The sequence below is a fragment of the Nocardia sp. CNS-044 genome (genome assembly GCF_059570515.1).
In genome coordinates, this window is the sequence record NZ_JCANSX010000007.1 from 208,118 (window position 1) to 235,066 (window position 26,949).

At 65.4% G+C, this 26,949-nt stretch carries 18 protein-coding genes; 9 read left to right on the forward strand and 9 right to left on the reverse strand.

Annotated elements, in window-relative coordinates; translation table 11 throughout:
• Positions 1 to 6: 6 nt before the first annotated feature.
• The 4 genes from T333_RS15695 to T333_RS15710 form a co-directional block, all read right to left on the reverse strand.
• The gene (locus tag T333_RS15695) at positions 7 to 3,369 is read right to left on the reverse strand and encodes an ATP-binding protein (protein ID WP_496424903.1); all 3,363 of its coding nucleotides are present in this window, start codon (positions 3,367 to 3,369) and stop codon (positions 7 to 9) included.
• On the reverse strand, positions 3,366 to 3,956 hold the full coding sequence (locus T333_RS15700; protein ID WP_496425308.1) for a DUF4194 domain-containing protein: 591 nt from the start codon (positions 3,954 to 3,956) through the stop codon (positions 3,366 to 3,368). Before T333_RS15700 ends, T333_RS15695 begins: the two co-directional genes overlap by 4 nt.
• On the reverse strand, positions 3,956 to 5,404 hold the full coding sequence (locus T333_RS15705; protein ID WP_496424904.1) for a DUF3375 domain-containing protein: 1,449 nt from the start codon (positions 5,402 to 5,404) through the stop codon (positions 3,956 to 3,958). The genes T333_RS15700 and T333_RS15705 overlap by 1 nt, the downstream gene beginning before the upstream one ends.
• 947 nt (positions 5,405 to 6,351) lie before the next feature.
• Complete coding sequence (locus tag T333_RS15710) at positions 6,352 to 6,546, reverse strand: pentapeptide repeat-containing protein (protein ID WP_496424905.1); 195 nt, start codon at positions 6,544 to 6,546, stop codon at positions 6,352 to 6,354.
• 415 nt (positions 6,547 to 6,961) lie between these two features.
• Between T333_RS15710 and T333_RS15715 the strand changes: the two genes are divergently transcribed.
• Together T333_RS15715 and T333_RS15720 are read left to right on the forward strand one after the other, a co-directional pair.
• Entirely contained in the window at positions 6,962 to 9,760 is a 2,799-nt protein-coding gene (locus tag T333_RS15715; RefSeq protein ID WP_496424906.1) for a DEAD/DEAH box helicase, read from the forward strand.
• 238 nt (positions 9,761 to 9,998) lie between these two features.
• Positions 9,999 to 10,268, forward strand: a complete 270-nt coding sequence (locus T333_RS15720) for a hypothetical protein (RefSeq protein ID WP_496424907.1) — start codon at positions 9,999 to 10,001, stop codon at positions 10,266 to 10,268.
• A 48-nt stretch (positions 10,269 to 10,316) separates the two neighbouring features.
• Here the strand turns inward: T333_RS15720 and T333_RS15725 are convergent, their stop codons facing one another.
• The gene (locus tag T333_RS15725; RefSeq protein ID WP_496424908.1) at positions 10,317 to 10,763 is read right to left on the reverse strand and encodes an NUDIX hydrolase; all 447 of its coding nucleotides are present in this window, start codon (positions 10,761 to 10,763) and stop codon (positions 10,317 to 10,319) included.
• Positions 10,764 to 11,778: 1,015 nt separating this feature from the next.
• Here T333_RS15725 and T333_RS15730 point away from each other — a divergent pair.
• The 5 genes from T333_RS15730 (at position 11,779) to T333_RS15750 (ending at position 17,043) form a co-directional block, all read left to right on the forward strand.
• Positions 11,779 to 12,027 (forward strand): hypothetical protein, encoded by a 249-nt coding sequence (locus T333_RS15730; RefSeq protein ID WP_355000583.1) that lies wholly within the window; start codon positions 11,779 to 11,781, stop codon positions 12,025 to 12,027.
• A gap of 188 nt (positions 12,028 to 12,215) precedes the next feature.
• Positions 12,216 to 13,016, forward strand: coding sequence for a hypothetical protein (locus T333_RS15735; protein ID WP_496424909.1), 801 nt, complete (start codon positions 12,216 to 12,218; stop codon positions 13,014 to 13,016).
• Entirely contained in the window at positions 13,013 to 14,098 is a 1,086-nt protein-coding gene (locus T333_RS15740) for a hypothetical protein (protein WP_496424910.1), read from the forward strand. The genes T333_RS15735 and T333_RS15740 overlap by 4 nt, the downstream gene beginning before the upstream one ends.
• A gap of 162 nt (positions 14,099 to 14,260) precedes the next feature.
• On the forward strand, positions 14,261 to 15,745 hold the full coding sequence (locus T333_RS15745; RefSeq protein ID WP_496424911.1) for a hypothetical protein: 1,485 nt from the start codon (positions 14,261 to 14,263) through the stop codon (positions 15,743 to 15,745).
• The gene (locus tag T333_RS15750) at positions 15,745 to 17,043 is read left to right on the forward strand and encodes an AAA domain-containing protein (protein WP_496424912.1); all 1,299 of its coding nucleotides are present in this window, start codon (positions 15,745 to 15,747) and stop codon (positions 17,041 to 17,043) included. The genes T333_RS15745 and T333_RS15750 overlap by 1 nt, the downstream gene beginning before the upstream one ends.
• A gap of 92 nt (positions 17,044 to 17,135) precedes the next feature.
• Here T333_RS15750 and T333_RS15755 read toward each other — a convergent pair whose 3' ends face one another.
• The gene (locus T333_RS15755; protein WP_496424913.1) at positions 17,136 to 18,203 is read right to left on the reverse strand and encodes a hypothetical protein; all 1,068 of its coding nucleotides are present in this window, start codon (positions 18,201 to 18,203) and stop codon (positions 17,136 to 17,138) included.
• 234 nt (positions 18,204 to 18,437) lie between these two features.
• On the reverse strand, positions 18,438 to 21,887 hold the full coding sequence (locus T333_RS15760) for a phosphotransferase (RefSeq protein WP_496424914.1): 3,450 nt from the start codon (positions 21,885 to 21,887) through the stop codon (positions 18,438 to 18,440).
• Between the two features lie 350 nt (positions 21,888 to 22,237).
• Here T333_RS15760 and T333_RS15765 point away from each other — a divergent pair, with 350 nt between their 5' ends.
• Positions 22,238 to 22,750, forward strand: coding sequence for a hypothetical protein (locus T333_RS15765; RefSeq protein WP_496424915.1), 513 nt, complete (start codon positions 22,238 to 22,240; stop codon positions 22,748 to 22,750).
• Positions 22,751 to 22,783: 33 nt separating this feature from the next.
• On the opposite strand, the gene T333_RS15770 is transcribed toward T333_RS15765, so the two are convergent.
• A complete protein-coding gene (locus T333_RS15770; protein WP_496424916.1) occupies positions 22,784 to 24,220 on the reverse strand; it encodes a nuclease-related domain-containing protein in 1,437 nt (478 codons plus the stop codon).
• Between the two features lie 287 nt (positions 24,221 to 24,507).
• Between T333_RS15770 and T333_RS15775 the strand changes: the two genes are divergently transcribed.
• Complete coding sequence (locus tag T333_RS15775; RefSeq protein ID WP_496424917.1) at positions 24,508 to 24,957, forward strand: hypothetical protein; 450 nt, start codon at positions 24,508 to 24,510, stop codon at positions 24,955 to 24,957.
• Positions 24,958 to 25,030: 73 nt separating this feature from the next.
• Here T333_RS15775 and T333_RS15780 read toward each other — a convergent pair whose 3' ends face one another.
• Positions 25,031 to 26,875 carry a vWA domain-containing protein gene (locus tag T333_RS15780; protein WP_496424918.1) on the reverse strand — a complete coding sequence of 615 codons (1,845 nt, stop codon included), beginning with the start codon at positions 26,873 to 26,875 and terminating at the stop codon, positions 25,031 to 25,033.
• Positions 26,876 to 26,949 lie beyond the last annotated feature (74 nt).

A 26,949-nucleotide genomic window follows, 5' to 3' on the forward strand; every position in this document is an offset into this window, starting at 1 on the left:
CATAAGCTACTGCCCGCGCTCGGTGGCCCGCAACGCGTGCGCGAGTTGGCGCTGCCGGTACTCCTCGATCGTGAGGGTCTGTACACGGGAGTACGCGCCGCTCTTGTTGTCGACGAATCCCACCGACGACACGAACGGCTCGATCACGTGGATCTTCTGCAGCGGCGTGACGATCAGCAGCTGCAGGCCGAGTTTGCCGAACAACCCGAGCGCGAACCGGGTCGACTCGTCGGAGCCGCGGCCGAATGCCTCGTCGATCACCACGAACCGGAACGTCTTCGATTTCTCCACATCCCAGTCGAGTTTGAACTGGTAAGCCAAGGAGGCGGCGAGGATGGTGTAAGCGAGTTTTTCCTTTTGACCGCCGGATTTGCCGCCGGAGTCGGTGTAGTTCTCGTGTTCGGTGTCGTCCTCCAGCCACCGTTCGGAGGCGGCGAAGACGAACCAGTTGCGCACGTCGGTGACCCGCCGGGTCCAGGTGCGGTCGACCTCGGTCTGGCCTTCCCTGCCGCGGAACCGCTCGATGATGGCCTTCACCTGAAGGAACTTCTGCTCGGAATATTGGTCACTGTCATCGAGGGTGCCGCTGGTGCATTCGCGCAGTTGGGTTTTGAAGTCGCGGATCTCGACGTTGACGGTAGCCTGCAGCTCCAGCCGGATGTAGCGGCCAGGGTTGTAGGGAATGCCGAATAGGGAGTCGTTGATGGTGGCGACGCGCTCCTTGATGAGGGTCACTTGTTTGTCCAATTGAGCGTGGAAACCTGCGATGTCGCGAATCGTATTGGTATTCAAGTAAGTCTTGAACTGGTACTCGAAACGTGGCAGGTCGTCGTCGGCCAGTCTGTGGTGCAGTGCCCGGTAGCCGTCGGCGGATTCCAGGTTGTCGTCGAGCTCTTCGGTTTCCAAGGGGTAGCGGCTGCGAAAGCCAGTCATCTTGGTGATCGCGCGGTTACCTGCGGCACGCTGTTCCTTGCCCAGCGTGTCGATGCGTCGAGTGAGGTCCGCGGTAAGTCGAGTACGAGAGTCGTCGCAGGCGGCGATGGAGTCTGCGGGATAGCGGCGTGCCGTTTCGGCCACCGCGGGGAACAGTTCGCGTGCCTGATGACATTCCGCTTGCGCCAGTAGGGCATCGACGTCGGCGAGCGTGGCCTCGGCCTGCTCTATCTCCCTGCCGACTGCGCCCTTGGCATTGTCGAGTTCGGTCACCGCGAGATCGGCTTCCTCCAGTTGCGCGGTGACCGTCTCCAGCATTACGGAAAGGCGCTGCAGCTCACCCGATGACTTCTCGATCTGTTCGCGCTCGGACTCCAGATCACCGATCCGGCCAACCATCGCGACCCAATCGATCTCCTCGTAGCTGTGAAACTCCTCGAGTTTCGCGAAGACTTCGGACAGTTTTCCCAGACCGGCCAGCGCACCGCTGGCTTCGACACGTTGGGTTCGAAGATCTTCAAGGACGGCTGTGAGTCGGGTCGCTTCGGCCAGCAGGGTACCTATCTTGCTCTGGTTGCTCCAGCCGAGCACGTAGTTGCGGCGATCATCGATGCGGTGCCGGTCGTCCTTCTCGTGCCTGCCGCGGCCACCTTTGATCTGACCGGCGATGGTCACCGCAGTCTTGGCGCGGCGGAATTCGGCCATCGAGTCGACACACTCATAGTCCGCGCGGTGCCGCAGCTCCCGATCCAGCCACTCGGCGAACGGTGAATCTTTGATCTCCAGTTTGGAGTAGAGCGAGCGCGCGGAGGTCTCGATGGGCCGTTCGAGCACGGAGGTCGTCGGCACCTTGAAATAGACGAGCCGCCCAGCGAGGTGATTCGTGTCGATCCAATCGGATACCGATGTGTAGTGCTCGCCCGCAACGAGCATGGACAGGCCGAAACCGTGCAGGAGCCGTTCCGCCGCACCCTCCCAGATCCTCTCCTCGGCATGGACTTGGATCAGCTCACCCGCGTAGGGAAGATCGGTGTCGTCCAAACCCAGCTCAGCGCACAACCGTTGGCGCAACCGCAGTTGCTGCGCCGGAATATTGCTCGGATGTTCACGCAGACTACGCAATTCGGCATTGACCTCTCCGGACTCCTTTTCGGCATCCCGGAGAGCGACCGCGACCTCGGTGAGCAGGTTCTGTTGTTCAGCCTTACGCGTTTCGATTGTATTCGCCTGCGCGCCGATATCCTGCATGCGCGCGGTGAACTGCTCGGCTACCTCGACCGGCCGCAGCCCCGCCTTACCGAGCAGTTCGCCGAAGCGCTTCGCCCGATACTGGCGTTCGTCACGGCTCTTCGCGCAATCGGTGATTTCGCGCTCGATCTCGCCGAGCCGGTTGCCACCGTGCCCGGCCCGCTCCAGCTCGAGCCGCCGCTGGTCGCCGCGTAGACTCGTCACCAGATCCCCTGCCCGGCGCCGTTCGGCGACGAGCTCGTCCAGGCTAGCGGTGCGCTGGTCGATCAGTGCCGTCAGCAGTTCACGCTTGCGGTCGGCGAAATAGTAGGGCAGAGCGTCTCGGCGGGCACGTAGCGACTCGATTTCCATACCAAGCCTGCGGTATTCATCGCAGTCGCTCAGCAATGGCGCCAAGAGCACAAGTTGCTCGCGTGCCCGGACCACCGCATCATGCGCCGTCGTCAGGTCCTCGAAATGGTCGACCAGGCCCGTGATGGCAGCTTGGGCGTCGAAAGGCTCCAGCATGTGATTGCGGACGAAATCGTTGAGATTGCCCACCGACTTCATAGAGACCGTCTGATGGAACAGCTCCATCGCCTGCTCGGATTCGATGCCGAGGCGGCGCCGGAAATCCTTGCCGTACTGCGGGAACCCGTCCCAAATGTTGGCACCGGATTTGCGCAGTCGGCGCTTGAGCGTGGTGATGTCACCACCGAAATCAGCGAAATCGCTGGCGATGGCCAATCCCTCGTCGGCGCAGACGTAGAACCGATCCGGCTGCCCTGGCCCCGCCTGGTCCTTGAACCAGAAGACCTGGGCAAGAGTCACTACCGAGTCGTATCCGCGATTGGCGAACACACCGAGAATCACCGAGAACGATCGGCGATCTCGCAACGCTACCGGCCTACTGGCGCCGGTGGTTTCGTTGCGTTCGGACTTGTAGTACCCGAGCACATAGGAACGCAGGTCGCGTTCCCTGGTCTCCGCACCCGCGGCCTTGTTGTAGGAAATGCGGTGCGCGGGTACCAGCAAGGTAGTGAGGGCGTCCACCACCGTCGACTTGCCAGAACCGATGTCACCGGTCAGCAGGCCGTTGTGACCGCGCTGTTCGAATGCCCACACCCGCTGATCGAAGGTACCCCAGTTGTAAACCTCGAGCCGGTCGAGCCGAAATCCGGGCTCGGGCGCATCCAGTGATTCGATCACCGGCCCTCTCCTCCCGCCAGGGTGTCGGCATATTCGGCCAGGCGTTGATCGAACTCCGAAAGCCACTGTCCGTCAACGAATGCCTTCAGAATCCGCCGCACTTCGAAGACCTGCTGATCGCCCGGACCGTTGAGTCGACGCAGAAATCCCAGCTCGATCACCTTGTTCAACTGGGCATCGATCTGCTCGACAAGCCTTGCTTCGTTGCTACTCTCCGGCCGGAACAGCCGCACCATCTCCACGATCTGCTCGCGAGTGAGTATCACCCGCACATCACCGTCTTTCGCATCGTGTTCGGCCAGCTTCTTACGCAACAGCGCCAGCAAGAGGCTCACGTGGAACGACAGTGCTCGGCGCGGGATTAGCCTCGGTACGGCGGGAGAATCATCATCCTCTGGGCGCGAACGCAGGTACGCGTAGCCTTCGGACTCGTCGATGATCACCGTCAGCCCGATAACCCGCACGTAGTCGCGGACCTGTGTCTGCAACGCCAGCAGGTGCCGCCACTGCTTGTCATGGGTTTCGCGATACAGCACCCCCTTCATCAGCTGAACGACCACCAGCGAGAGATCCGGCTCGGCCGACATCACACCTCTTTCCCTGTGCTGCGGGCGAAGGTGACCCGCGGGATCTCGGCGCTGCGTTCGGCGCCCGCCTCATCACACCACTGCACGCGCTGGCGGTTCGCCTCGTCGAATATGACGTCGAAGGCCGGATCGGTCAACGAGAAGTAGGTGACCAATTCCGCCAGACCTTGCTCGAGCGGGCATTCCTCGAGTAGATTCACAAGCCCGATTTGCGCCCGGCTGCGCAGCGCACCGCGCACGTTGTCGGCTAGTCGCGCCGGATCGACGAACACCTGCTGGAAAAGCAGATCCGCGTCCACACTCTCGGACGCGTCGGCGATTCCCGCGCTGTCCAACAGCTGGGTGTCTCGCGGCCGGTACAGCGGACGCTCCATCGGCAAGACGATCAACGGGGCGGTCAGGTCGATCTCGAAGTCCACCGTGGGCTCGCGAACCTCGCGCAGCCGCAAGGCGTTCGATTCGATGCTGCGCAGAATATCCATCACCCGGCGGTTCTCCAGCCACACCTGGTCATCGAGGAACCGGCGCAGCTGCTCGGAGAGTAGCCGGACAGTCGACTGGGTCCGGCTGCCCGCGTCCAGCCAGTCGTGGTGGATACGTCGCATCCGTGGGTCCGGTTCGCCGATGGCCTCCAGGTCCTGCACCTTGGCCAGCATCTCGGTGAATTCGACCTGCCTGTCGTGCGAGAGCAGGAAGTCGTAGAACGCCTGGAAGCTGCGGCCCTGATCAGAATCGGCGATCGCATTCCTACTGCCCAGCATGTCGTCGAGAAGTGCCCCTTTGGAACCTGCCCATGTCGCGATCTGTTCGCGCAAATCCCGGTCGAGCTGGCGGAAGTTGGCCTCCACCTCGCGGAAATCGGCGAGTAGTTCCCCGGCGGTCGCGGTGAACTGCTGGTATCGGTCGCGCAGCGCGGCCGAATCCAGCAGCGCGAAACGGCCCTCGTTGACCGCATCGATCTCCGCGTCGATGGCGGCGCGACGCCGCCGCAGCTCCGCCAACCGCACCTCGGGGTCGGCCTCCGCACCGAACGCCATCTGCCGCAACAGTTCGAACAGTGTGTTCAATCGTGACTCAGTGCCGACAAATGCGCGGTCTTGCAGAGTCTTCACCCACGCCAGTGCCTTCTCGACGGCCGGGGTCGCGTCGAAGTGGACCTCGTCGGAACCAGGCGGATAGTACTTTCGCAACCAACCAGCCTCCGGTGTCGACCAGTCGTTGAGGTAGCTCATGGGTGATTTTGGGAAGGTGCCCGCGCCGAGCTGTTCGTTCAGCGCATACAGCTCGTCGTCCAGCCTGCTCGCCAATTCCGTCGCCGAGATCGCGCGGACATTGTCATCCACGAAGACCGTACCCAGGAACGACAGCACCAGCGGGGCGTTGTCTGCGCGAAGCAGGCGCCATGCGGGGTGGTGCCTACGCAGCGAATCCAGATGGTCGAACTGCATGGGAGCACTTTCGGTGATGTTCAGCAGGGCCTAACGGAATAATAAGGATCCGCGCCGACTGATACGCAGCAGCGCCGCAACCGCGCAGGGATGGTGGACGATGACCGATCGAGCAGCGCTCGCGGCCGCCTCGACACGAAACCAGCTCGCCAACAGACCGACCCGCGCGGGCCACGGCAAATAGTTCAGCTGGACGGAACTCCGCCGGACACGTGTACCAGCACCGAACCACTCGAGCGGAGTTGCAGTGCTAGGCGATTGTTGCTGGCCGGGCTTGGCGACTCTGGCGACGATCTGTTCGGTGGGCAGCCGGTAGATAGCGTTTCGGCAACCTTGACGGGCGTGGATTGGCGAAGTTCTCGTCGGCATGGCCGACCGCGATGAGGGTGTCCTGAATACGCCCGCGCGGCCATCGCGTCGGCGTCGCCCGCTGACGCGGCTCGCCCACCAACTGGAGCTGCTGCGTCGGCACCACCTCTCCAATTCGCCAGGTGAAATCGCTATAGCAGAGTGAAATTCGTTTTCACGGTGGACGTCTAGGCGGCCAATGATTGACCCGTCCCGGATCCCACCGCGACTCTGCACACAGAAAACACTCGGCGCGGCGATCGACCGGCTCGCCGAAGCCCTGGTGCGCGTTCAGGGGAGCTGTCACCCCGCCACGCCTACGTAGGGGGCACCCATGGCGGCAAACCACTCCTTCAATTGCGGACCCGCAAGGAGTCAACCGTCGACCAGCACCGGGCAGCGCACCTCACCGCGGGCATCAGCGACTTTGGCATCGACAGCTGCGCTTCACTCATGCGGGTGTCCATCGGACCGAAATGGCATCATCGGAGTTCCGCACCACGAAGATCAGCCTGCCGAAGGTTGGTTCAGCTCAGCCCACACGCACGCAGATCGCTGGCGCAGGGCGGATTTCACGAAGCTGGCCCGGAATAGGTGGTCTACGCCTTCTCCTTCACACCCGTCAGCCTCGGTCTTGTGGAGGTAGGCACCGAACAGGTCCGCGTTTCGCGGCTTGTACCGAGCAACGTGGTCCGGTCGAGGTCGCTCCCGCGAGGTTTTACGCCGTCGAGATCAGCCATCGCGAGATAGGCGTCCGATAGATCGAGATCGCGGAGAACTGCCCGCGGCGGCAACGGTCCCGTCTACACCGGCCGCGTCCGAGTCATCGGGCCCGACGAGTACGGGCTCGATCGCGACGGCAACGGCATCGGCTGCGAGTGAACGAAAGGGGCGCCCGCCATGACGCAGGCGCCCCTCGCGTCTTACTGATGTCGGCCACCGATATCACCGTCAACAACGCTCTGGCGGGCGTAGTGCGCCAAAACCGCAGAGTCGATGGATTCTTTGCGCCAGCTTCATGTCAAGGTGTGGTAGGCGACGACGAGGGTGCGCACCGACCAGGTACAGGCCAGTCGGGGAGCCTCAGGCGACTCACAACCGCGTGTGCGCCTGTGGCTCTTCGCGGCTGTGCGGTGTAGTCATTCGGCCGCGAGCTCTGCAACTGCCTGGCAAGATCGACTTCGAATGTTCCGAACTTTGGAGTTCCACGTGGCAAAATCCCGAACCGGTCGCAAACAGCAAGCGATCCAATCGGTTATCGCGAGCGGGCCCTTGACGACGGAGCAATTCATCGCAGACCTCGCAGGACGAGGATTGCGTATCGACAGTAGCGAATTGTACCTTCTCTGCACGGAATATCGCCTCGCGGATTTCGATAGCTCGACGGGGAAATGGTTGGCCCCCGGTACGGTCGTCACGTCGGAAGCTCCACAACCGGCACGACATACCGCACGACGACTGCGGGAACAGCGGACCCGAGCGCTCAGCATCGACCGGCGTCGTGAGCTCGAGACCCTACGCGACAGTGTGCTCCGTCCGTCCGACGAATCCGAGCCCCCGCGACACCCCGTCGATCCGAGTTGGCCGACGGTAGCCGCGACAGCGAGGACAGCTCTGATCCATGAGCTTCACGCGGTCACCAGCCACCGGTCACAGCAGGAAATCCCGCTGGTGGCAGGTGAACTCATCGAACAAGCGCCGACGCGGATGATCGTTCGCTACGAGATCCAAAGCGGCGACAATGTCCGCGAAGGTCTCATCGCCACTCTCGTCTCCGAAGAGGGCGCCGTACCACGCGGTGAGGCGGTCGAAGCCGAGGTGCTCACCCAATACGGGCCCGAGATAACGCTGAAATTACCTGCCGACACCATCTTTCGGCAACGCGCTCGGCTACGATGCGACCTGTCCTGGCTGGTCTCCCGGCAAGTCACCGCGCTGAACGAGCTCGCGGGCAACGGCGCACCTGGTTTCCATACTGCTGCCGCGTTGAGCCCTGTCGGACCCGGCGGCCTGCTCGACTCGGTGCCGCCGATCGCGCCGCACCCCGTCGCCGGCCTGAACGAAAGTCAGCAACTCGCGGTTGCGCACGGGCTGCAACCGCGCATTACCTGGCTGTGGGGGCCGCCGGGCACAGGCAAAACGACGACACTGGCGGCGCTGCTCGGGGAACTTCTCGACGCTGGGAAGTCTGTGCTGTTGACCGCACCCACTAACGCCGCCGTGGATGTCGCGTTGAAGGCGCTGCTGTCTCGTAGTCCTGGTTTCGCCGTCGGCGAGCTGGCGCGGATCGGCGTCACCGACGATCCGGCGCTGCTCGGTCTCCGTGCGCCGGTGGTGCTCGACGAGATCTCCGCCGCGGCCGGAGCGGAGCCCGCGCGTCGCCTGGTCGAGGTGCGAGCATCGCTGACCGAGTTGCGTGAGCGCGCTCACACCGTGGACGGAAAATCCGTTGAGATCCAGGCGTTGGCGCGCAAGATCGCTGATTTGTCGGAGTTCCGGCAGGGCCTCGAGAGACTGGTTCAGGATCTCCGCGATCAGGTGATACGCGACGCCAAACTGATCGCCTGCACCACCCATCAGGCACTGCTGCGTGACCTGCACCGCAAGCACTTCGACACCGTCGTGATCGATGAGGCCAGCATGGTGACCGCGGCGATGGCTATGCTTGTCGCCGGAGCCGGCGAAGGGCATACGGTGATCGCCGGAGACTTTCGCCAACTCCCGCCGATCGTGCAAGCCACGACGTCCGAGGCTCGGGAATGGTTGGGACTCAGCGTCTTCGAGAAGTCGGGCATGGCGGACGCAGTACGAGCCGGTCGACCGCCCGCGAATCTGGTGGCACTGAATCAACAGCACCGCATGCGGCGGCAAATCGGCGACGCGATCGGTGAGGCGTTCTACCCCGAAGCGGGGCTCCGCACCGCTCCCAGCGTGCACAAACGGTCCGCACGCACGATCCCGGCCGACCAGCCGCAGCTGGTCGTCGTCGACACAACCGGGCTACTCGCTCCGGTCGCTCGCCGAGGTGGCAGCGCGTCCCGCTACAACCTGATGCACGCACAACTTGCCGCGAACGCGATCGCGCAAGCGAGCCGCGATGCCAGCGAACCGGCAAGCGTCGGTCTGATCAGTCCCTTCGCGCCTCAAGCCAGCCTGTTGCAGAGTCTCGCTCCCGCCAAGGATCCACGCCTTCTGGCATCGACGGTGCACCGATTCCAGGGCGGCGAATCCGACGTAGTCGTCTATGACGCGGTCGACAGCACAGGCAGTTCGTTCGCACCACACCGCTGGTTCACCGAAACACATATGGGCAGCGAGGGTGTTCGCCTGCTCAATGTGGCGATGAGTCGTGCCCGCGAACAAGCGATCTTGCTGGCCGACATGTTCTTCCTGCGCCAGAATTGCCCGCCGCAAACTCCGGTACACGAATTCCTCACCCACTTGACCGAATACGCCGAGGTGCGCAAGTGGCGACAGGTCGCTTCTGCCGCTGGGCCAGCCGAGCTGGAGTCGGACTTGGTTCGCCTGCTCGATGATCTTGCCCGGGCGACCAGCAGCATCGACATCTTCACTGCAGCCACCGACGGACCGTTCACCCGTCGCATTGTCGAAACTCTGCTCGCCACAGCGGAAGAAGTGAAGATAGCGATCTGGTACAAACCCGACGACCGGGGCAGCGAATCGCTTGTCGAAACACCACTTCGAAACCACCACACCACGTTGCACCCGCTGCGTCCGGTGCGGGAATCATGCGTCGTGGTCGACTCGGTGGTGTGGTCGGCGACCGGGCCGATACTCGGCCGCGACACCGGCCCGGTTCTGCGCACCGACCTTCCTGCGCTAGCCGACGGGGTCCATCGCCAACTGTTGCGGCGAACCATTTCCGGGGTGCCGGGCACCGGGGAACACGCGGAGCGCTGCAAGTGCGGGAGTCTTCGGTTCAGGGAGGAAATCACGGGAGGTCCGCGCGCCGGTGTGCACAGCGTGTGCCGGTCGTGCCGGGATTGATCAGTGGCCGCGACACATCACCGGAAGAACAACTGACCGCCGACGGGGAGAACCCACTGGCCGTTGAGACGAGAACGCGCTCGGCTGCGGTGCCACCTGTCGTGGTTGGTCTCCCGGTAGGTCGGCGCCCTCAACGAACTCGAGAGTCCAGCCGCATCCTGCGAAACCGATACCTTCACCGGCTCTACGAAGAGACGCCGAACTCGACTCCTCGCTCCACCCCGGAACACTGCACGCAGTGCAGATTCGCGAGGAGACCGTCGGCTCGTCCTACACCTTGAGCCACAAGGCCATCCACGCCGTTGTCGCCGACCCCGGAACGGTGTCGTTGGTGGTGCGCAGGCCAGCGGTGGCTGACCGATTCCTCGTGATGGACGCGGCAACCGGCGCGGCCTGGTGGCAGTACGGCGCCGCCGAGGAATCGGACGATGATTCGCGAAACAAGCGGATGTCGCGCGAACGGATGCGAGAGGTGATCGACCAGCTCATCGATTGGATGGTCCTCTAGCTCAGCGTCGGACACGGGTATCGGGTGCCACGGTCGGCACCCGCCCGCCTACCAGCCGTATACCGAAAAAGGTTCGCCAACAGCGATCGAACTCAGCGCCGCCCGGCAGTACCCGATCATCCGATCGGGCAGCTCGGCGGGCGCGAACCATCCCAGCGCATCGCACTTGTCCGGTTCCTGGTTGATTGGAGTGCCGGCCCAGGTGCTGACCATGAAGAAGAATGCTGCCCGGCCGCCGGAGCTGGAGTTGTGCATCACATGCGCGAATCGCACGTCTTCGGTAGCGATCACCACCCCGATCTCCTCAGCGGCCTCACGGACGAGCGCGTCGACGATCGATTCGTCGGACTCTAGGTGACCTGACGGTAAGTGCCAGGCCCCGTCCTCGTATCCCGTGTTGGCCCGGCGCCCGAATAGGTACCGCCCCTGCTCGTCGACCAGCACCAGGTGTACGTCCCCGACCAGCTTGTGCCGCTCGGTCGCTGTCGCGCTCACAGCATTCTCCTCTCGATCCAGTGCACGCCGACTGGCGCGCGCCGACCGTACGCCACAACCCACGCCGTCTCTATTCCAATATCGAATAGTCCAGGAGCACGCATGACCACACTCGCTGTCCTCTACCGACAGGACGGCCATCTCAAAGTTCAGCCGCATCCGCCCGGCTGGCTGCTGTCCATCATCGCGTTCAGCGCCGCGGCGAAAGCTGGCCGCGCTGACGCCCAATTGCCGGAGTCGAAACGCCGCGGCTACAGATCGCGTGTACGGGTTGCGCCAGAGTCGAGGGGCGTCACAGGGAGGCGCGGTGATGTTCGAGCGTTGCCATTCCGCTCAGGAAGTGGCGTATGTGTATCGCGAGTTGGGGTTGGCGGTGTCCGTGCATCTACGGGCGAGTGTCGCTCATCGCCCTGGGCGCGGTGACGATGCCCGCCGGGCTCGGCGCTCAAGGCATGCCGTCCTCGAGGAGGCAGACCCGGTGGGCGGCGATACCGATCGTGAGCTACCCACGGCCGCAACGGGAATGGGTTTCCCGGTTGGTCCGGCGTGGGGCGGCAAACTCGGCGCGAACATGCTGACCCAGCTCGAAGAACGCGGGGTTCGGATCCTGGAATCCGATCAGCGGGTGTGGCTTCCGATGACCGATCACCCGACTGGTGGTAATGGGTGTCGGAGCCGGTGACCGTGAGGACGACACCGTCGCGGACTTCGGTGATCGCCCTAGCCCGCCAGGTCACCGCCTGTGCTGAGCCCGGCAGGCATGGTGGTGACTGATGCGCGCCCTACCAGATCCCGTCGAAACCGCAGAAAGTTGGCTGGTGCAGCGAACGGGCCGGTGCGGTGTTGTTCCCGTCGGGGGGAGGCGCTGTTTGTCCGCGATTCGAGGCCATCACGTCGGCGTTCACAAGCACATCGATTCGCTCGATGGTTCGGGGTGAATTACCGCCCGGTACTGCATGATCCGTGGGCAGATACGTGGCAAACTCTCGACCGCAACACAACTGGATGGAGAACAATGAAGTACATCGTCACCCTCGCTTCCGCCGCGATCGCCGCCTTCGGCTTCGCTCTCGCAACCCCGCAGACGGCCACCGCCGAACCGTCCAACTGCCACGACTCCTACATCCCCTGCCTGCCCATCGTCAGCGACGTGGACTGCGAAGGCGGCAGCGGCAACGGTCCCGTCTACACCGGTCGCGTCCAGGTCATCGGTCCCGATGAGTACGGCCTCGATCGCGACGGCAACGGCATCGGCTGCGAGTGAACGACAGGGGTGCCCGCTTCGGCGCGGGCACCCCTCCCCCGACGGCGAACTCCGCGCACACCGGAGAAACAAAGTTGTCGGCCCCTGCGGATACGGTGCGGGCATCCTTCCGCAGTCACCGAGTTCCACCATCGGGCAAATGCTGGAAGTTACTGGATTTCACTGGAAGATATGGATACGCTCGCGCCATGACCGACGCCGCCGAGAAGCTGGAGGCGCGCATCGCCGAACTGCGCGCCGAGGTGCGGCAAGCGGTGACCGCTGGGGATCGCGCGACCGCCCGTCAACTTCGAGCCGAGTTGCGGCGGACCGAGGATGCTTGGGACTCAACCGTTTTGGGTGCCGAAGCGCCGCAAATCGAGGAGTCCGTGGAACGAACGGAAGCGACCGCGATGCCGATCCGCGAGCACGTCCACCGCGCACTCACACTGCTCGGAGTGCCCGCGTCGCCGAAACTGGTTCTCGCGGTCCATGAATCGTTCTTCTCCGGCGTCGTCGCTCCCGCTCGGCTGACCAGCCTTCGCCGCGACGAGGAGCGCTCGTTCCGCGCTTCGCCGTTCACGCGCCCGTACTACATCTGCGCGGCACTCACCGCCGATCATCTCGCCCCGGCGCGCGGGCTGATGGCGGTGAGCTCTTGGCCGTTGGCGCAGCGGATGATCGGGCCACTCAGCCCGCGCGTGGATCTGCTCAGCGTGGCAATCCGGCTCGCCGAACACATCGCCGCACAGCCCGACTGCGGCGCCGGTGCACGGCGGGTGTTGTGGAAGCTGGCGGTTACCGTTCCCGGCGTGCAGGGTTCGCCGGACACGATCGACCATGCGGCGGTGATCGACGCCGCCACCAGAGAACTCGAGGTCCACCGCGAGGAGGACACGCGCCGCCGCGCCGATGCCGCGCGACGCGCGAATCAGCAGCTCGACGAGGCCGCCCGGTTGTTCGGTGTCCGGCTCGGCGTGGCCAATAGAAGACGAAACGAGGTGGGATGAACACACTTTCGGCACGGCTGGACGAACTGCGCGGTGCAGCGCCGGCGTGCCGCCACAACGCCCGCACCATCGCGGCGTTGACGGCGAACCCCGGCTGCGCGCGGCGCGCACTGCTGGACGCGGCAGCGGCCGACAAGGCCGCCATCGCCAGGGAGCTGGGCTTTCCACCCCGATTCGGTCAGTCGCAGTTCGCGATCACGCGCGGTAACGCGTTCGAGGTGATGGTGAAGGAGAACGGCTGCGCGGAGCTGCTCGCGTTGCTGCGCGACAAGCTGAACCTCCCGATTCCCGAGGTCGGCTATCACGATCTGAACTCTGTCGGCGACAACGCGGGTAATGCCGTGCGCTACAAGCGGACCCGTCAGCTGCTCGCCCACGCGATCAACTCCGGCGAAGGCACCCTGTTCGACCATCCGATGCTGCGGCTCGATATCGCGGGCGCCGCGGCCTATCTGGAGCCGGACGTGGTCGCCTTGCAGATCGGCGGTCGCTTCCACGTGGTGGAGATCAAGTCGTTCCCGGTGGTCGACGGCCAGGCCGATCCGGTGCAGGTCGCCGCCGCCGCGCGGCAGTCCGCCGTCTACGTCATCGCGCTGCGCGAACTCATGGCCGAGATCGGCGAGTCACCGGACCTGGTGTCGCACAATGCGATCCTGGTCTGCACCAAGGATTTCACCAACCGGCCCACCGCCGAGCTGGTCGACCTGCGCAAGCAGATCGCGGTCATCTCGCGTCAGCTGTCGCGGCTGACGTCCATCAGCGAGCTGATCGAAACCCTCTCGGAGGGAGCGTCGTTCGCGCCCAGTGAGCACCTGGCGAAAACGATCGCCGATATTCCCGCCCGCTACGCCCCCGAATGTATGTCGTCGTGTGAGCTGGCTTTCGCGTGCCGCGACGCCGCGCGGGCGAACGGCTCGGTGGACGTACTCGGCCGCGGTGTCTGCGACGATCTCGGCGGCCTGGACGACATCGATACCGTGCTCGCCGTCGCGAACGGTTCGCGCGACCTCGGGCCCGAGTTCGCCGACATCACCCGGATGCTGAGGGAAGCCGACCGGCTTCGGCTGGAGATCGCGGGATGAGCAAACGGAGTGAGCGAATCAATGTGCCAACGCACATGCCGGAACTGAGTGTCGGCGACGTGCAGGCAGGGGCGAACCGATCAGGAAGCGGCGCATGAGCAAGTGCATCGCTCGCCGGTGCGCGACACGCATGCCGACGCTCGGCGACGGTGAGCCGCGGAAATGAGTGTCCTGACCGCCCTCGCTCGCTTGCACGCGGTACGCGCGGGCCGCGCCCAGCCGATCGCCGACGTGCGCCACACCCACATTTCGGACAATCCGCTCGTCCTGGTTCCGCTGAAGCTGGCGGGCGAGGCCGCCGCACCGCTGGCGATCATGGTGGGCACCGATCCCGCCGCACCGGTACTGCTGATAGTGCCGCAGCCACGAGACCGGTTGCTGCGCTTGGGTTTCCTCGCCGAACTCGCCGAGATCGTGCTCCCATACCTCGCGACCTACGCCGAGAACACCGAGGAGCTGACCACCAAGTCGGGCGAAACCTACGAGCGGTGCCTCGACGCACCTCAGCTGTGGGTGCCGAACTCGGGCGGGGTAGGGTTCCTGAAACTGCTCGGCCGCTCGGTGCGTTTTCATCGAACCGACGGCGATAACCCTGTCCCAGCATCGATTCCGCTGCTCGGCCGTTGGCTCACCTGGTTCTGCGATCGCGCCGAGCATCCCGGCTCCAGCACGCTGGTTCCCCTCACTTCGGCGCTGTCGGCGCACTGGGCGACCGGCCAATCCGCCCTCGAGGATGCGAACCTCGCCGCGTTGCTCGGGTGGATCGCTCCCCCGCCCGGCAGCACCGGCGCCGAAGCCGCTGCGCGGGCGGAAGACCCGCTGTCGGTGCCGCCTGCCGGTCCCGCGACCGACCCCGGCTTCGACAACGAAGAGCTCGCGCCGCTCATCGCCGCCTACGACGCGGCCGAGGACGACGCGACGAAATCCGCTGCGGCACGACGCGTCGAGCGTGCGCTGCACGCCCAGGTCGAGCCGACCTGGCAGCTCATGTGGCAGGGGCTCGCGCTACTGCGTGAACTCCCGGCTGGTGCGCGAGTCGCCCGGCGGTGGAACGAGGACGTCGGGTCGTTCTCCTACTTCGCCGGATCGGTGTCCGAAGGTGTGCCGCAAGCGCGGCGGGATTCGGCGGTGTCGGCCGTGCGGAAGTTGCTCGCCCGCGAGCGAGCACTCGAGAAGTACGAGGCGGAAAAGGCGTTCGACGATCCGCGGATTATGCTCGAACACCGTTTGACCGGAACGGCTTTCGTGGGGACCGTGATCGGTGTCGATCCGGCCCGTGTGGTGATGAGTGAGAAGAACCGTCCCCTGCTGCGACCGATTCTTCAGGTGCGCACCGCCGATCCGATCATCGCGGTCGAGGGCGACGAGTTCTGCAATGTCGACAATCCCAGCCAAACGGGAACGGTGTTGCCGGTGGAGGGCGATCACGACTACATCGTGCTGGAGTTGTCCGGCGGGATGGGCACCGGGAAGGCCGCCCGTCCAGGGACCGTCCCCGACCTCGGCGCCATCGTCCGCTTCGCCGGTTTCAAGATCGGTAGTGGCGGGCCGCCCGCGAAGCTTCCCGCCCGCGAAGACACTCCGTGGACGCACGGCGGTCCGCCGCCGGAGTGGACGCCGGACTCCGAACCCCTCGAGGAACTGTGATGCGAACAGCGGATGCGGCCGTCGACGGCATCCTCACCGACCTCGCCGACACCTCGCACCGCGCCGTCGTGGTCGACTCACCGCCCGGCGCGGGCAAATCCACGCTCGTGGTGCGTGCGGCGCGACAGCTCGCCGAATCCGGTGGGCAGCACATCGTCGTAGCCCAGACCAACGAGCAGGTCGACGACCTCATCGACCGCCTCGCCACCGCCGATCCGGCATTGCGTATCGGAAGGCTTTCCCGCACCGGCTATCTCAAGCCGGAACGCATCGATCGGCCCAACGTGACCGTCGGACAGAAGGTCACGGACCTCACCGAGAGCACCATTCTCATCGGCACCGCCGCCAAATGGGCGACAATCGACGACGGTCGCTGGCCGCACGCGATCGTCGACGAGGCGTATCAAATGCGGTCGGACATGTTGCTGCGCATCGCGAATCGCTTCGACCACGGACTGTTCGTCGGTGACCCCGGTCAGCTCGATCCGTTCGCGACCGTCGAGGTCGGTCGGTGGGCGGGCCTGGACTGGGATCCCACGATGAGTGCGGTCACAGTGATGCTCGCGAACAACGACGACATCCCCGTGCACAGCCTGCCCGTGTCCTGGCGGCTGTCCGCGACTGCGGCGCCGGTGGTCTCGAAGGCGTTCTACCCCTTCAACGAATTCCGAGCGGGAACCGGCATCCACGATCGCCGAATGGAATTCGCGGCAGCCGGTTTGCGAGGTCCGATCGATGACGTGCTCGATGAAGCGGCCGAACACGGTTGGGGCTGGTACGAACTGCCCGCCCGGCACACCCTGCGCACCGACAGCGAAGCCGTCCGCGCGATCGCCGAGATCACCTGCCGCCTGCTCGAACGCGGCGCGACCGCCCACTCCGAACAAGGCTCCCGCCCGGTGACCGCCGAACGAGTCGCCGTCGGCACCGCCCACCGCGACCAGGCCGATGCCGTGCGCACCGCACTGCGCGGCACCCCGGCCGAGACAGTCACCGTCGACACCGCCAACCGCCTGCAAGGCCGCGAATACGACGTCACCGTGGTCCTGCACCCACTGTCCGGCCGCCGGGACGCCAGTGCGTTCCACCTCGAAGCGGGACGTCTCTGCGTCCTCGCCTCCCGTCACCGTCACGCCTGCATCCTCGTCGGACGCGCCGGCATCCCAGAACTCCTCGACGCCCATCCCTCCGCCGAACCCGTGCACTTGGGCGTTCCCGTGAAATTCCCCGACGGCTGGGAGGCCAACCAGGCCATCCTCACCCACCTGTCGCACCACCGTGTCGCGGCCAACGTCTGACGTCGCAAAACGCCGTTCACGCCTGCCCTGCGGCGAAGAACCGCCTATCGGGCGGACGACTCTGGGCCCAATCGGACGTTTCCCGCGCTGACCTACCGACCCCGGAAGACGGCGACCGCTGCTTGGGTCACGGCGATGATCTTGTCGCAGCTACCGCCGACGACTTCCACAGCATTCATGTCGTACACGATGCTGGAGTCCACTGGAGGTAGTGGGCGAAGTAGTCCCACGAAAACCTTTATTCGGCACCAGCCTGTGCTGGTGTCCTCCACAGCTGGGACACCGTCGACCAAGACCCGTCGCTTCCCGTTCGAGAGCGGGTACGACGGACTTGTCGCCTGGTCACGGCTGGTGTTGGAGTGCAGGATTCGGATCTTTTCGGCGTATCGATCCGGGCGGTCGAGAATGAAAGCGCATTCGTACGGCGAGGTTCCATCGACCACGTACGGTGTGTGGTTCGGTACGAACGCCGCCAGAGCCGCGCACGGGTCCGCGGTCGCCGCCAGGCCGCGAACCGCCGCCGCCGGAGCCGGTTTCGTATCGATAAGCCGAACCGATGTTCCGACGATCTGCTCGAGTACCGAACAGTCCGCCCGCCCATCGGGATCCAACTCTTGCGTGTACACGATCGCGGCCGTGGAACCGTCGGTGAGTTGGCCGATCGGAATCGAGAATTGGCACAGGCCGGCGGTCAGTGCGCTCGCGTTCCGCCCGGCGATCTCGATCGGCCGTTGATCCGACGATCGCGCGCGTACGGGCGACACCAGTTCGATATCGACGGTCACATCGTTGGCCCGTTTACCCTCGGTCGGCCAGTCGAACATCACGACACATCGTTCGAGAGGTTCAGCCGGAACGATCCGGGCGGGCCCAACAGCAGAGATCGACGTCTCGTCGATCAGGCCACACGGGTCGATGGTGCGCATCTCGTCGAGTACGACGAGATCCGCCAGAGCTGTTGTCGGCTGGACATGGTCGCGGTATCCGGTGGCAACTGATAAGAGTGGTCCACCGAGGCCGATCTCTGGCGCCGCCGCGAAATGCGGCGCCAGCGACACGACGTTCGCGGGACCAGTGGCCGAATTGTCGGGCTTCCCGTCCTCGGATTCGTGCGTCGTACATGCGCTGAGCAGCGCAGTCGCACCGACCATCGCGAGCACGCGAAGGATTGATCTGCCAGACAACATCCCACCCCTTTTGAGTTCCGATCGACAGAACTTGGATCGGTGGAGCATAGTTCGCGAGGGATCAGGCGAACGACCACGCCGGACCACCAACGATCACAGTCGAACTGCATTGCATGCCCGGGCGGGTGTCCAGCCACCTCCGCCGCACCGTATACCGCGATTAGGGCAAGGGTTCCGCACTCCTTCGACGCCAGTATTTTGCGTGGCTCAATATCGTTCGCGCAGAGCGGTTTCCACCACGTTTTCATCGACCGGCTCGCTCTGCCCCCATACCTCCCGAGCCAGCTGCAGCTTCCCGGCCATACTCGCCACCAACGCCGCTTCCCTCGCCGCGCCCGCGCTCCCCTGCGCGATCACTTTGCTGTACCGAACCGCGTCGACGATGACCGACTTCACCTGCTCATGCTCTAGATAGATCCGCAGATCACGCAGCCACTCGCCGCCGGCGGCCTCGGTTTCGGCGGCGGTCCACGCGGTAAGAAACGCCTCCTGCTCCTCGGGAAGGTAGCCCATCTTGTGTAGGTGAGTCGCCACGTCGTACAGCGGGTCGCCGAACACCGCGAGCTCCCAGTCGAGGAACACGACGCGCCCGTCTCGCAGGATCATGTTCTTTCGATGCACGTCGGCGTGCACCAATCGAAAAGGCCTGGCCTCGAGCGAGTTCCATGCGTCGACAACGCCGTCGAGCGGCCGTTCGGGCACACCCAATCGCCGGTACAGCTCGCCGAAAGCCGGACTGCTCTCGCGATACACCTGGGCGGTGACCGCGGACAACCGCCGACCGAACGCCGCCGGATCATCGCTCCAGCCGTCCTCGACCGGCGGCAGCATTTCGCGCGGAATACGCCCCAGCTCGGCGAACAGCATCGCCACGTCGCTAGGCACATGGGCCGGAACAGCCGTGCCGCGCGGCGCGATCCGGTCCAGCAGGTCGCCGTCGATGTGGTCGTGGATCTGGTAGGCGGGCTGGACCGATTCCCACCGCAACCGCGGCGCCGACGCGACGAACGGCTCGATCGCCATCAGGACCGCGGGCTCGGGCCACTGCCGCAGGTCCATCATGTCGGCGCCGTCGACGGCGATCCGCACATTCACCACGCCGATCGCGCTGTCGAGTCGGACGTTGTGGTTGTAGTACCCAGCGGCGGACTGTGATTGCGCGAGCGCTCGGGTATACATCTCATCGGCATCGACGCCCAGCACTCGCGAGATGAGCTGTGCGGCACAGTGATCCATCCTGAGACCAGGCGTCGGCGGCTGGATGCGCATCCGGGCGGCGCTGGCCGCATTAGAGACATCGGGTTCCGTCCAGCCGAACAGCGCCAGTACCGCTCGTGCCACCAGCACGAGTCCCGGGTAGACGTTCGCGCCCTCGAACTCGGAGATCGCCCAGCGCGCGCTGCGCAGGGCTGCCTCGCGCTCTCCACGACGCGCGAAGACCCCGGCGCGGAACAGTTCGGCCCTGGCACGGCCCGATCGGTACCCAGCCCGCTCGAGGATCTCGCACGCGTCGGCGAGTGCCTCCTCAGCGGCGTCCAGTTCGCCCAGCGCCAATCGCGCCAAACCGAGTGCGGTGTATGCCTTTCCGAGTTCATGCAGGGCGCCGAGCTCGCGTTGTCGCGCGATGGCGGTCGCGGCGGCATCTATCGCCAGCGACGGGTCGGTGAGGGCCTGGAGTTCTGCCACGTTGGTCGCGACGTTGGCTTGGCCGACGACGCTGCCCGCTGCTCGGTAGTGCGCGTCGGCCTCGGCCAGATACTGGGCGGCCCGGTCGGTATCGAACGACAGCCGGTAGGCGAGATGACGCAACCGCGCCACATCCCCCAGGAACGCGTGGTCGTCGTGGTCGGCCATGGCAACGAGTTCCTCGCACAGGGACAGTGCCTGGCCGAATCGCCCCTGGCACATGTGCAGGTCCGCCGCCCACAGTCCGGCGTCGAGTCGGGCCCGACCCGATCCCCGGGACCATACTTCCTGGTAGATCGCCAAGGCATCGTCGGTATCGCCAAGGATGCGGCGCGCGTTCGCCGCGGCGACGGCTAGCCGCTCCGCGATCGAGCCGCTCCGGTCCAAGGGGACATCGCGGGTGAGCCGCTCGGCTTGCTTGGCGTCACCGATCAACAGCGCCGCTTCCGCTTCCAAGCACCGCTCGAGTTCCGAGAGCTCCGCCATACGTGCCAGATTCTCATGCGAGTCGCTCAGATGGCTGTGTAGATCGCTGATAACGCCGCCGATGCCCTGGCTCCCGCCTACCGCGACGATCCGATCGGTGTACTCGAGCAGCGCTACGGCGGAAAGCGTTCCGGCCCGAACACCGTGGTATCCCGCCTCCCGTAATGCCAAGTCTCGTCCCGTCGGCCGTTCCGCACGCGCGAGCCAGAGGTCGTGCAGAACCGCGTGCAGAGTGCGCGCGACCTCGGCGTCCAAGCGCCGCCGCAGCGCCGCCACCATAAGCTGGTGCAGTTGATAGCGCTCGCCGCCATCACCCTCGTCCGCGGCGTAGACGAACGAGTACGCGATCAACGATTTCCACGCGGCGACGTGACCCGGTAACTCGAACCGCCGCGCGATCGAGGTGAATATCTCTTGATCGAAAGTTCTTGGCAGACCGAGCAATTCCAGCAGGCGCACCTCCTCGGGGCGCACATGCTGAAGGAAGCGTTCGAGAATCGCCTCCGGGGAGACCAGTTCGGCGGGCGCCACCCATCCCGCTCGATTCCACGCATCGATGGCCAGGTGCAAGTAGAACGGCACTCCCGCACTCGATCTCGCGATGGCCGCGCGCTCCGCGGAGCCGTCGATCCCCGATGAGTCGAGTAGTTCGAATCGAGCGTCGGTGGGCAGATCGTCGACCCGCACGGTCCGGACGCGGGCTGTCCACTCGGGATCGTGGCGCTCCCAACCCAACGGCTCGCGGCTGGCGATCACGACCAGGCCGGTGTCCAGCTGCGCGACGACGTCGCGTAACCAGGCATCCGACGCCGCGGCGCGACCCTCACGATCGGTGCCGCCCATCAATGCCTCATAGGCGTCCAGGAAGATGACGTAGGGTTCCTTGCCCTGAGTACCGGCCTTCAGGTCCTCCGCGAACAGGTACGAAACGGCTTGCTTCAGGCTCGCCAGACTCAACTGGTCGAGCTCTTGGAGGACCGGATCGTGGCGTATCCGGTGCGTGCGGACAGCCCGCCGGGCGCCGAGATCGAGCAACCGGGTCGCGGTGCCGAAAACCGGAATCCCCGTGGCGTCGTTGAGGATTTCGGTGAGGATCTCGCTGTGTTCGGCGAGCGCGAGCGACTCGGAAGTCAGGCGCAGATGCGGGTGCAATCGCTGCCACAACACCGCGCACGCTATGTCGAACCGATGGAACTTGATCTTCTGCGCGCCGAGCTGAACGCGCAGGACGGCGAGCCCTTCGGCCGCCTGACGGTGACTCGGCACCTGCAAATCGAGCACGGCCGCGGGATGCTTCTTGTCGATCCGCCTGCGCAGCTCGGTGATCAGCCGTGACTTGCCGATTCCCCCGACACCGCTGAGCAGCATGACCCGGGGATGTTCGGCGGCTTCGGTCAGCAGCTGGTCGAATCGCGTCAGGACCGGAACACGGTCGACGAACGGGCGGCTGGAAGCTCCCGGCTGGAATCGCGCGGTCAACACCATGGTGTGGTCCCCCTCGTGACGAGCACCGCACAAGTCTGCCAGAACACATATCGCGAACAGCCCTCAAACACGCAGGACTTCAACCGGTGGAAAGAGCCGGTGCGATCGCGGCGGGATCGGGCAGGTGCTGCGCCGAAGTCTCCCCAGGTAGTGAGGAGAAGTGATGGAACCCGACGCGGGGTTGGTGCGTCCAACCTGAGCATGAGGAATGACAGGGACAACGCGGGCGAGGATCTTCCTGCTGGTGGTGCCCACCGCCGGGAGGCGCACCGGAAAGGGCGGCAGGTGGGGTGTCGGGTCAAGAGAGAAGGCGGGTGCGTGCCGCTTCCCCGCCACAGGAGGTCACGCCGATGAGCTCGGTCGGGCACTGCGCGGGTGCGACGAGCCTGTCATGGGAAGACGTAGCAACCCATTTCGACCCGCGTGACGGTGGCGTTCTCCCTGATGTCCATGTACCGGGCACGTCTGTCGAGGATTGGCAGTCGTTGTTCGATCTGTTTCGGGAGAACAAGTGGGGATGCGAATATCGGGAAGGGTTCGCGCGCTTGCCGTTTCCTACGGCCGCCGAAGTGTTCTCGCGTTCCGCGGATGGTGAGTGCGTGGAAGTGTATGTGCGGCCGGTGCCGGATATGTTGGCGATCTTTCGTGCGTATTCGGCGGATGAGATCGATTTCGACGTCGACCTGAGGGAACTTCAGGGGCAGGATCGACTGGATATCCTGTGCGATTTCCTGAGTGCGGTCGGGCGGCGGCTGGGCAAGCCGGTGATCATGACGGCGGAAGGGTTTCGCGAGTTTCCGATACTCGGGTTCGATCCCGAGGTCGACCGTGTGGTGTTTTTGGCCGCGGACGCGGAAGGTTGAAAGGTACTTGCCCCGGGCAATCTCGGGTAACCGTCAGCAGTCCGGAGGGAACGGGAGACACAAAGGCGGCCAGGGCATCGCGCCCGACTGCTCGACGACTTGCGGCGGTGGCGGGACGACTTCCGACTGCGGAACAGGCTGGGGTGCTTCGACGGCGTTTCCGGTCCGCGCGGAGCAGGTGGAGGCCATGAGCCAGACCGCGCAGAGAGTCGCCGCGATGACGGCACAGGCGGCCAGTTGCTGGAGACGATGCCCCTCGAGCGGTATCGAACCCCTGACGGACTCGAATGTGCGCGAAGGAGAAATCGTCCGGCCGAGGACCATCGCGCTCTGCCGAGCTTCCGGAGCGGGTGTCGAGACGCGGCGTAGCGGTTTCGGTTCGATCTTCGGTGTGGCCCAGGTTCGGCGGGGAAGGGGTGCGGCGGTGGCAAGCGGCCGGGCAGGGCTTTCGGTTTCCGGCAGTATCCAGGACGACCAACGGTCCGTGAACTGCGGCTCCGAGGCGCTCTCCGGGGGCGTGGGAGCGGGAACGTCGGCGCTTACGGGATTGGGGGCGTCCTCGACCAGAACCGCGGGCCCCGGCGACGATGGCATCTCGACCTCGTCGGAACGCGAAGACCGTTGGAGATCCACCGCGTACGGGACAACAGGCGCGGATACCTCTTCCGCTTCGGCGAATTCGTCTTCTGGCGGGTCCACGTCCTCCGGTTCGATCAAGGGCGCGTGTCCGGTGCCGATTCCGGACCTGCGTGGCTGCGGGATCGGTTCGACGTCGGGGTCGGGCTCGATCCACGGCGGTTGCTGTTCGCGCGGCCGCCGATCCGACACCGCGTCGGGAAGCTGCTTTCGCTCCTTCGGAAAACCCTCGGCCACAAGGTCTTCCACCATGACCCACGCACCGACATTCAGCTCAGCCAGCAAAGCGTGGACATCCTCGGCGGTCCACACGAACCTCCTGCCCGCGGTGCGGTGAAACCAGGCACGCAGTTCGCTCGGCGTGGAGCCGAGCACGACACCGCAGCCCTGCGGCCGCGATTCGACGTCCAAGAGCACGGTGGATTCCCGCGGCGGCACGACGACGACCATGCCGTCGACGAACGCTTCGGGATGGCGACGGTCTACCAACGCCTTCAGGCTCGCGACGTTGTCCGTGACTCGGTCGAATGGGCTCTGGTCTCGAATCGGATCCCCTTCGAACCCCGACAGTCGCCAGCGGCCGTCGGCCTCGACGGTGAGCGTTCCGGAACTCGCCTCGGGAACCATGTCGACGGTCTCCAGGACCACGACCGCACGGGGCGTGATCACCACCAGGTCCGCTTCCAGCGCGTCACCCTCGGGATCACCCTGCGGAAGGGGGCAGCCGGAGATGGCCAGTCCGACAATGACGTACTGACCCGTCCAAGTCCGTACCCACTCGAGCACACGCTGCTCGCTGCCCGGCATCGTCGTTCGTTCGTCGATGACCAACATCGGCGGCCACCTCCATCGCGTCCCAGACCAATCGACGGTTCAACGTTATTCGCCGCCGCGCCACACAGCGAATCGAAAGGCACTGCAAGAACAGGGGATTGGCGACGCCAGGGCAGACAAGGGCAGCGTGTCGGCAGGACACGCCCGCGCTTCCCCGGCCGGGAGTTCGGGAGCTCGCCCACATCCGACCAGGTCCGTCCGATCCTGCCGACTGAAACGAATACCTCCCCGAGTTCGACAGACCCAACGACCTGTTCGGCCACATCGAGTCCGAGGAGTATTCGCGTATGAAACGCATCGTGAGGAAGATCGCCGGGGTCGCGGCGGCCGCCGCTGTGGCGCCGGTGGTGGTGGCGGCGACCGCGCAGGCGGATCCGGGGCCGTTGTATTTCAGCGTGGGCGGCACCAACTGCGCGATCCACGACAACGGCACTGTCGGGTGCGATCTCGGGTCCCCGACGCGGTTGCAGTACAGCTTCCTGCCCTTCCTGCTGACCGTGAACGAGATCGTGATCGACCAGCAGTGGCTGCCCGCACACCCGATGTTCGATGCCGGAACGTCGTACACGCTGCCCGGCGGCAATCCGTCGATCAACGACGTGAAAACCGGCGACGGGCAGTGGGGTCCCTTCGTCGAGTACGCGGGGGCGCGGTGTTCGGTCGGCTTCCACGGCAGCTTCGGCTGCCAGTCGAAGGGACGGTCGTTCACATCCTGGAGTGGGACGATCTCGGCCTGAAAAGCGTCGGACCCGGAAACACTGAACCCGCTGGCAATCAAGGTAATTCGGGCGCCAGCGGGTTCGGGACGGATCAGGCGCGGCGCCGGGCGACGAACCAGATCGCCACCCCGATGCCGATCACAGCGACCACGCCGATACCGATGGCGACCCCCAACGTGTTCGAGTTCGAACCGCTCACGGCCACCGGCTTCTCGGTGCCGGGCCCGGACTGCTCACCGAGGACGTCGGCGCTGCCGGTCGTGTAGATCGGCCCCGCTTCCGGGGTACCGGCGACGGTCAGATCGAGCTCGACCGGAGTCGGCGGCATCGCCTTCGCGCCGGATGGCAGACCCACCTTGACCGCGATGTAGTACCACCCGGCCACCGACTGACGCTGCACCTCAGCGTCGTTGGCCTCCCGGTTGGCGTAGCGGATCGGCACCGACGCGAGTTCCAGCTCGGCGGCCGTCCGGCCGGTGTAGGCGCCGGTGTCGGAGTCGACCCGGCGGCCGAGCGGCGAGTACAGCGTGGTCTCGACATTCGTGGCCGAGGTGTATCCCGCCCCTCCCGTCTCGCCGAAGCGCACCCGGTAGGCCAGGCCTTGGCCCCAGTCCAACCGCACTTTGTAGAAGACGTACTCGCCGGATTGCACGGTGTCGGTGTACTTGCCGCTGCCCTCGAGCGTCGAGGCGACGGTGAACGACCCGCCACCGCTGACCGGCCGCACGGCTCCGGCCGGATCGGTGAATGTGGTGGCCGCGCCGATCGTGGACGGCCCCGGATCGGTGACGCCGGGTTCGATGCCGACGAGGATCTCCACCGGCAGGCGCGCGGGTGCACCCTGCGGTGCGATGTCCCAGTGCAGCTCGTAGTAGTACCGGCCGCCGCCCTTGCACTTGTCCGAGCTGCCACCGGACGGTGTCGCGGCCGCACCCTCGAAGGTGCTGCTGACGGTGATCGCGACACCGTCGCTGGCCCTGGACTCCAGCTCTCGTTCCCTGACATTGCAATCGGTGCCGTCGCGACCGTAGACGCGCAGTTCCAGCACACCCATGTCGTCGGTGACGGATACGCCGATCGTCCGCGGGAACGAGACGATGCCGGTGAAGTAGGCGGTCGCGCCCGCGGGCACATCCACGGCGTAGAAACGCTTCTCGTGCTGGCCGATGGTGTCGAGGTACTGACCCGGCTTCGCGACCGGCGCGGTCTGATAGCCGTCGGTGCCGGTGATGGGCGTGCCGGTGGCCTGGTAGTTACGCAGGGCGGCCGAACTCACCCGGGGCAGAATGCGTTTCAGCGCGGCGCCGTCGGCGGCGTCGCTGTAGCTGCCGCCGGTCGCCTGGGCCATGCAGGTCAGCTGGGCGCGCGCCTTGTCGTCGACAGCGAAACCGATCGAGTGGACGACGAGGTCGACACCCTTCTGCTTCAGTTCCTTGGCGACGTCGCACGGATCGGGCGGCGCGCAGGTGTCGTCACCGTCGGAGACGAGCACGATCGAGCGCGGCCCCGAGGACGGCAGGGCGTCGGCGGCCTGGCGCAGCGCGGTGCCCATGGGCGTCCAGCCGCGGGCCTGGATACCGTCTACGGCGCTGGTGAGCGCGGGCTTGTCGACGGTGTCCGGCTGCCGCAGGATCTGGACGTCGCGGCAGCCCGCCGCCTTGTCGGCCTCGTCGTTGCCGGTGCCGGTGCCGTAGGTGGTGAGCCCGACCTTCGCCTCGGCAGGCGCCGAGTCTACGAAGGTGCGCACAGCCTGCTTCGCGGAATCCATCATCGTGGCGCCCTGATCGGGCCGCTGCATGGACCCCGATGCGTCCAGGATGAGCATGGTCGGGGCGTACTGCGCGGGTTCGGCGTGCGCGACGGCCGATAGCGCCGCGGGCGCGAAGGTGAGCGCCGCGACGGTCAGGGCCGCGGTCAGCGTGCGGTATCTCGACATTGTCCTCGATTTCGTCTACCGAATGAAACCGGACAGACGTTACCGGTGGCGTGACCCACCCTCTACCCCCAAAA

What these genes read in the sequence shown, in the direction of transcription:
- T333_RS15700 (WP_496425308.1), bottom strand. Translation starts at nt 3,956, where the DNA reads ATGTCGGCCGAGCCGGATCTCTCGCTGGTGGTCGTTCAGCTGATGAAG.
- T333_RS15705 (WP_496424904.1), bottom strand. Translation starts at nt 5,404, where the DNA reads ATGCAGTTCGACCATCTGGATTCGCTGCGTAGGCACCACCCCGCATGG.
- T333_RS15730 (WP_355000583.1), top strand. Translation starts at nt 11,779, where the DNA reads ATGAAGTACATCGTCACCCTCGCTTCCGCCGCGATCGCCGCCTTCGGC.
- T333_RS15735 (WP_496424909.1), top strand. Translation starts at nt 12,216, where the DNA reads ATGACCGACGCCGCCGAGAAGCTGGAGGCGCGCATCGCCGAACTGCGC.
- T333_RS15740 (WP_496424910.1), top strand. Translation starts at nt 13,013, where the DNA reads ATGAACACACTTTCGGCACGGCTGGACGAACTGCGCGGTGCAGCGCCG.
- T333_RS15745 (WP_496424911.1), top strand. Translation starts at nt 14,261, where the DNA reads ATGAGTGTCCTGACCGCCCTCGCTCGCTTGCACGCGGTACGCGCGGGC.
- T333_RS15750 (WP_496424912.1), top strand. Translation starts at nt 15,745, where the DNA reads ATGCGAACAGCGGATGCGGCCGTCGACGGCATCCTCACCGACCTCGCC.
- T333_RS15760 (WP_496424914.1), bottom strand. Translation starts at nt 21,887, where the DNA reads ATGGTGTTGACCGCGCGATTCCAGCCGGGAGCTTCCAGCCGCCCGTTC.
- T333_RS15765 (WP_496424915.1), top strand. Translation starts at nt 22,238, where the DNA reads ATGAGCTCGGTCGGGCACTGCGCGGGTGCGACGAGCCTGTCATGGGAA.
- T333_RS15770 (WP_496424916.1), bottom strand. Translation starts at nt 24,220, where the DNA reads ATGTTGGTCATCGACGAACGAACGACGATGCCGGGCAGCGAGCAGCGT.
- T333_RS15775 (WP_496424917.1), top strand. Translation starts at nt 24,508, where the DNA reads ATGAAACGCATCGTGAGGAAGATCGCCGGGGTCGCGGCGGCCGCCGCT.
- T333_RS15780 (WP_496424918.1), bottom strand. Translation starts at nt 26,875, where the DNA reads ATGTCGAGATACCGCACGCTGACCGCGGCCCTGACCGTCGCGGCGCTC.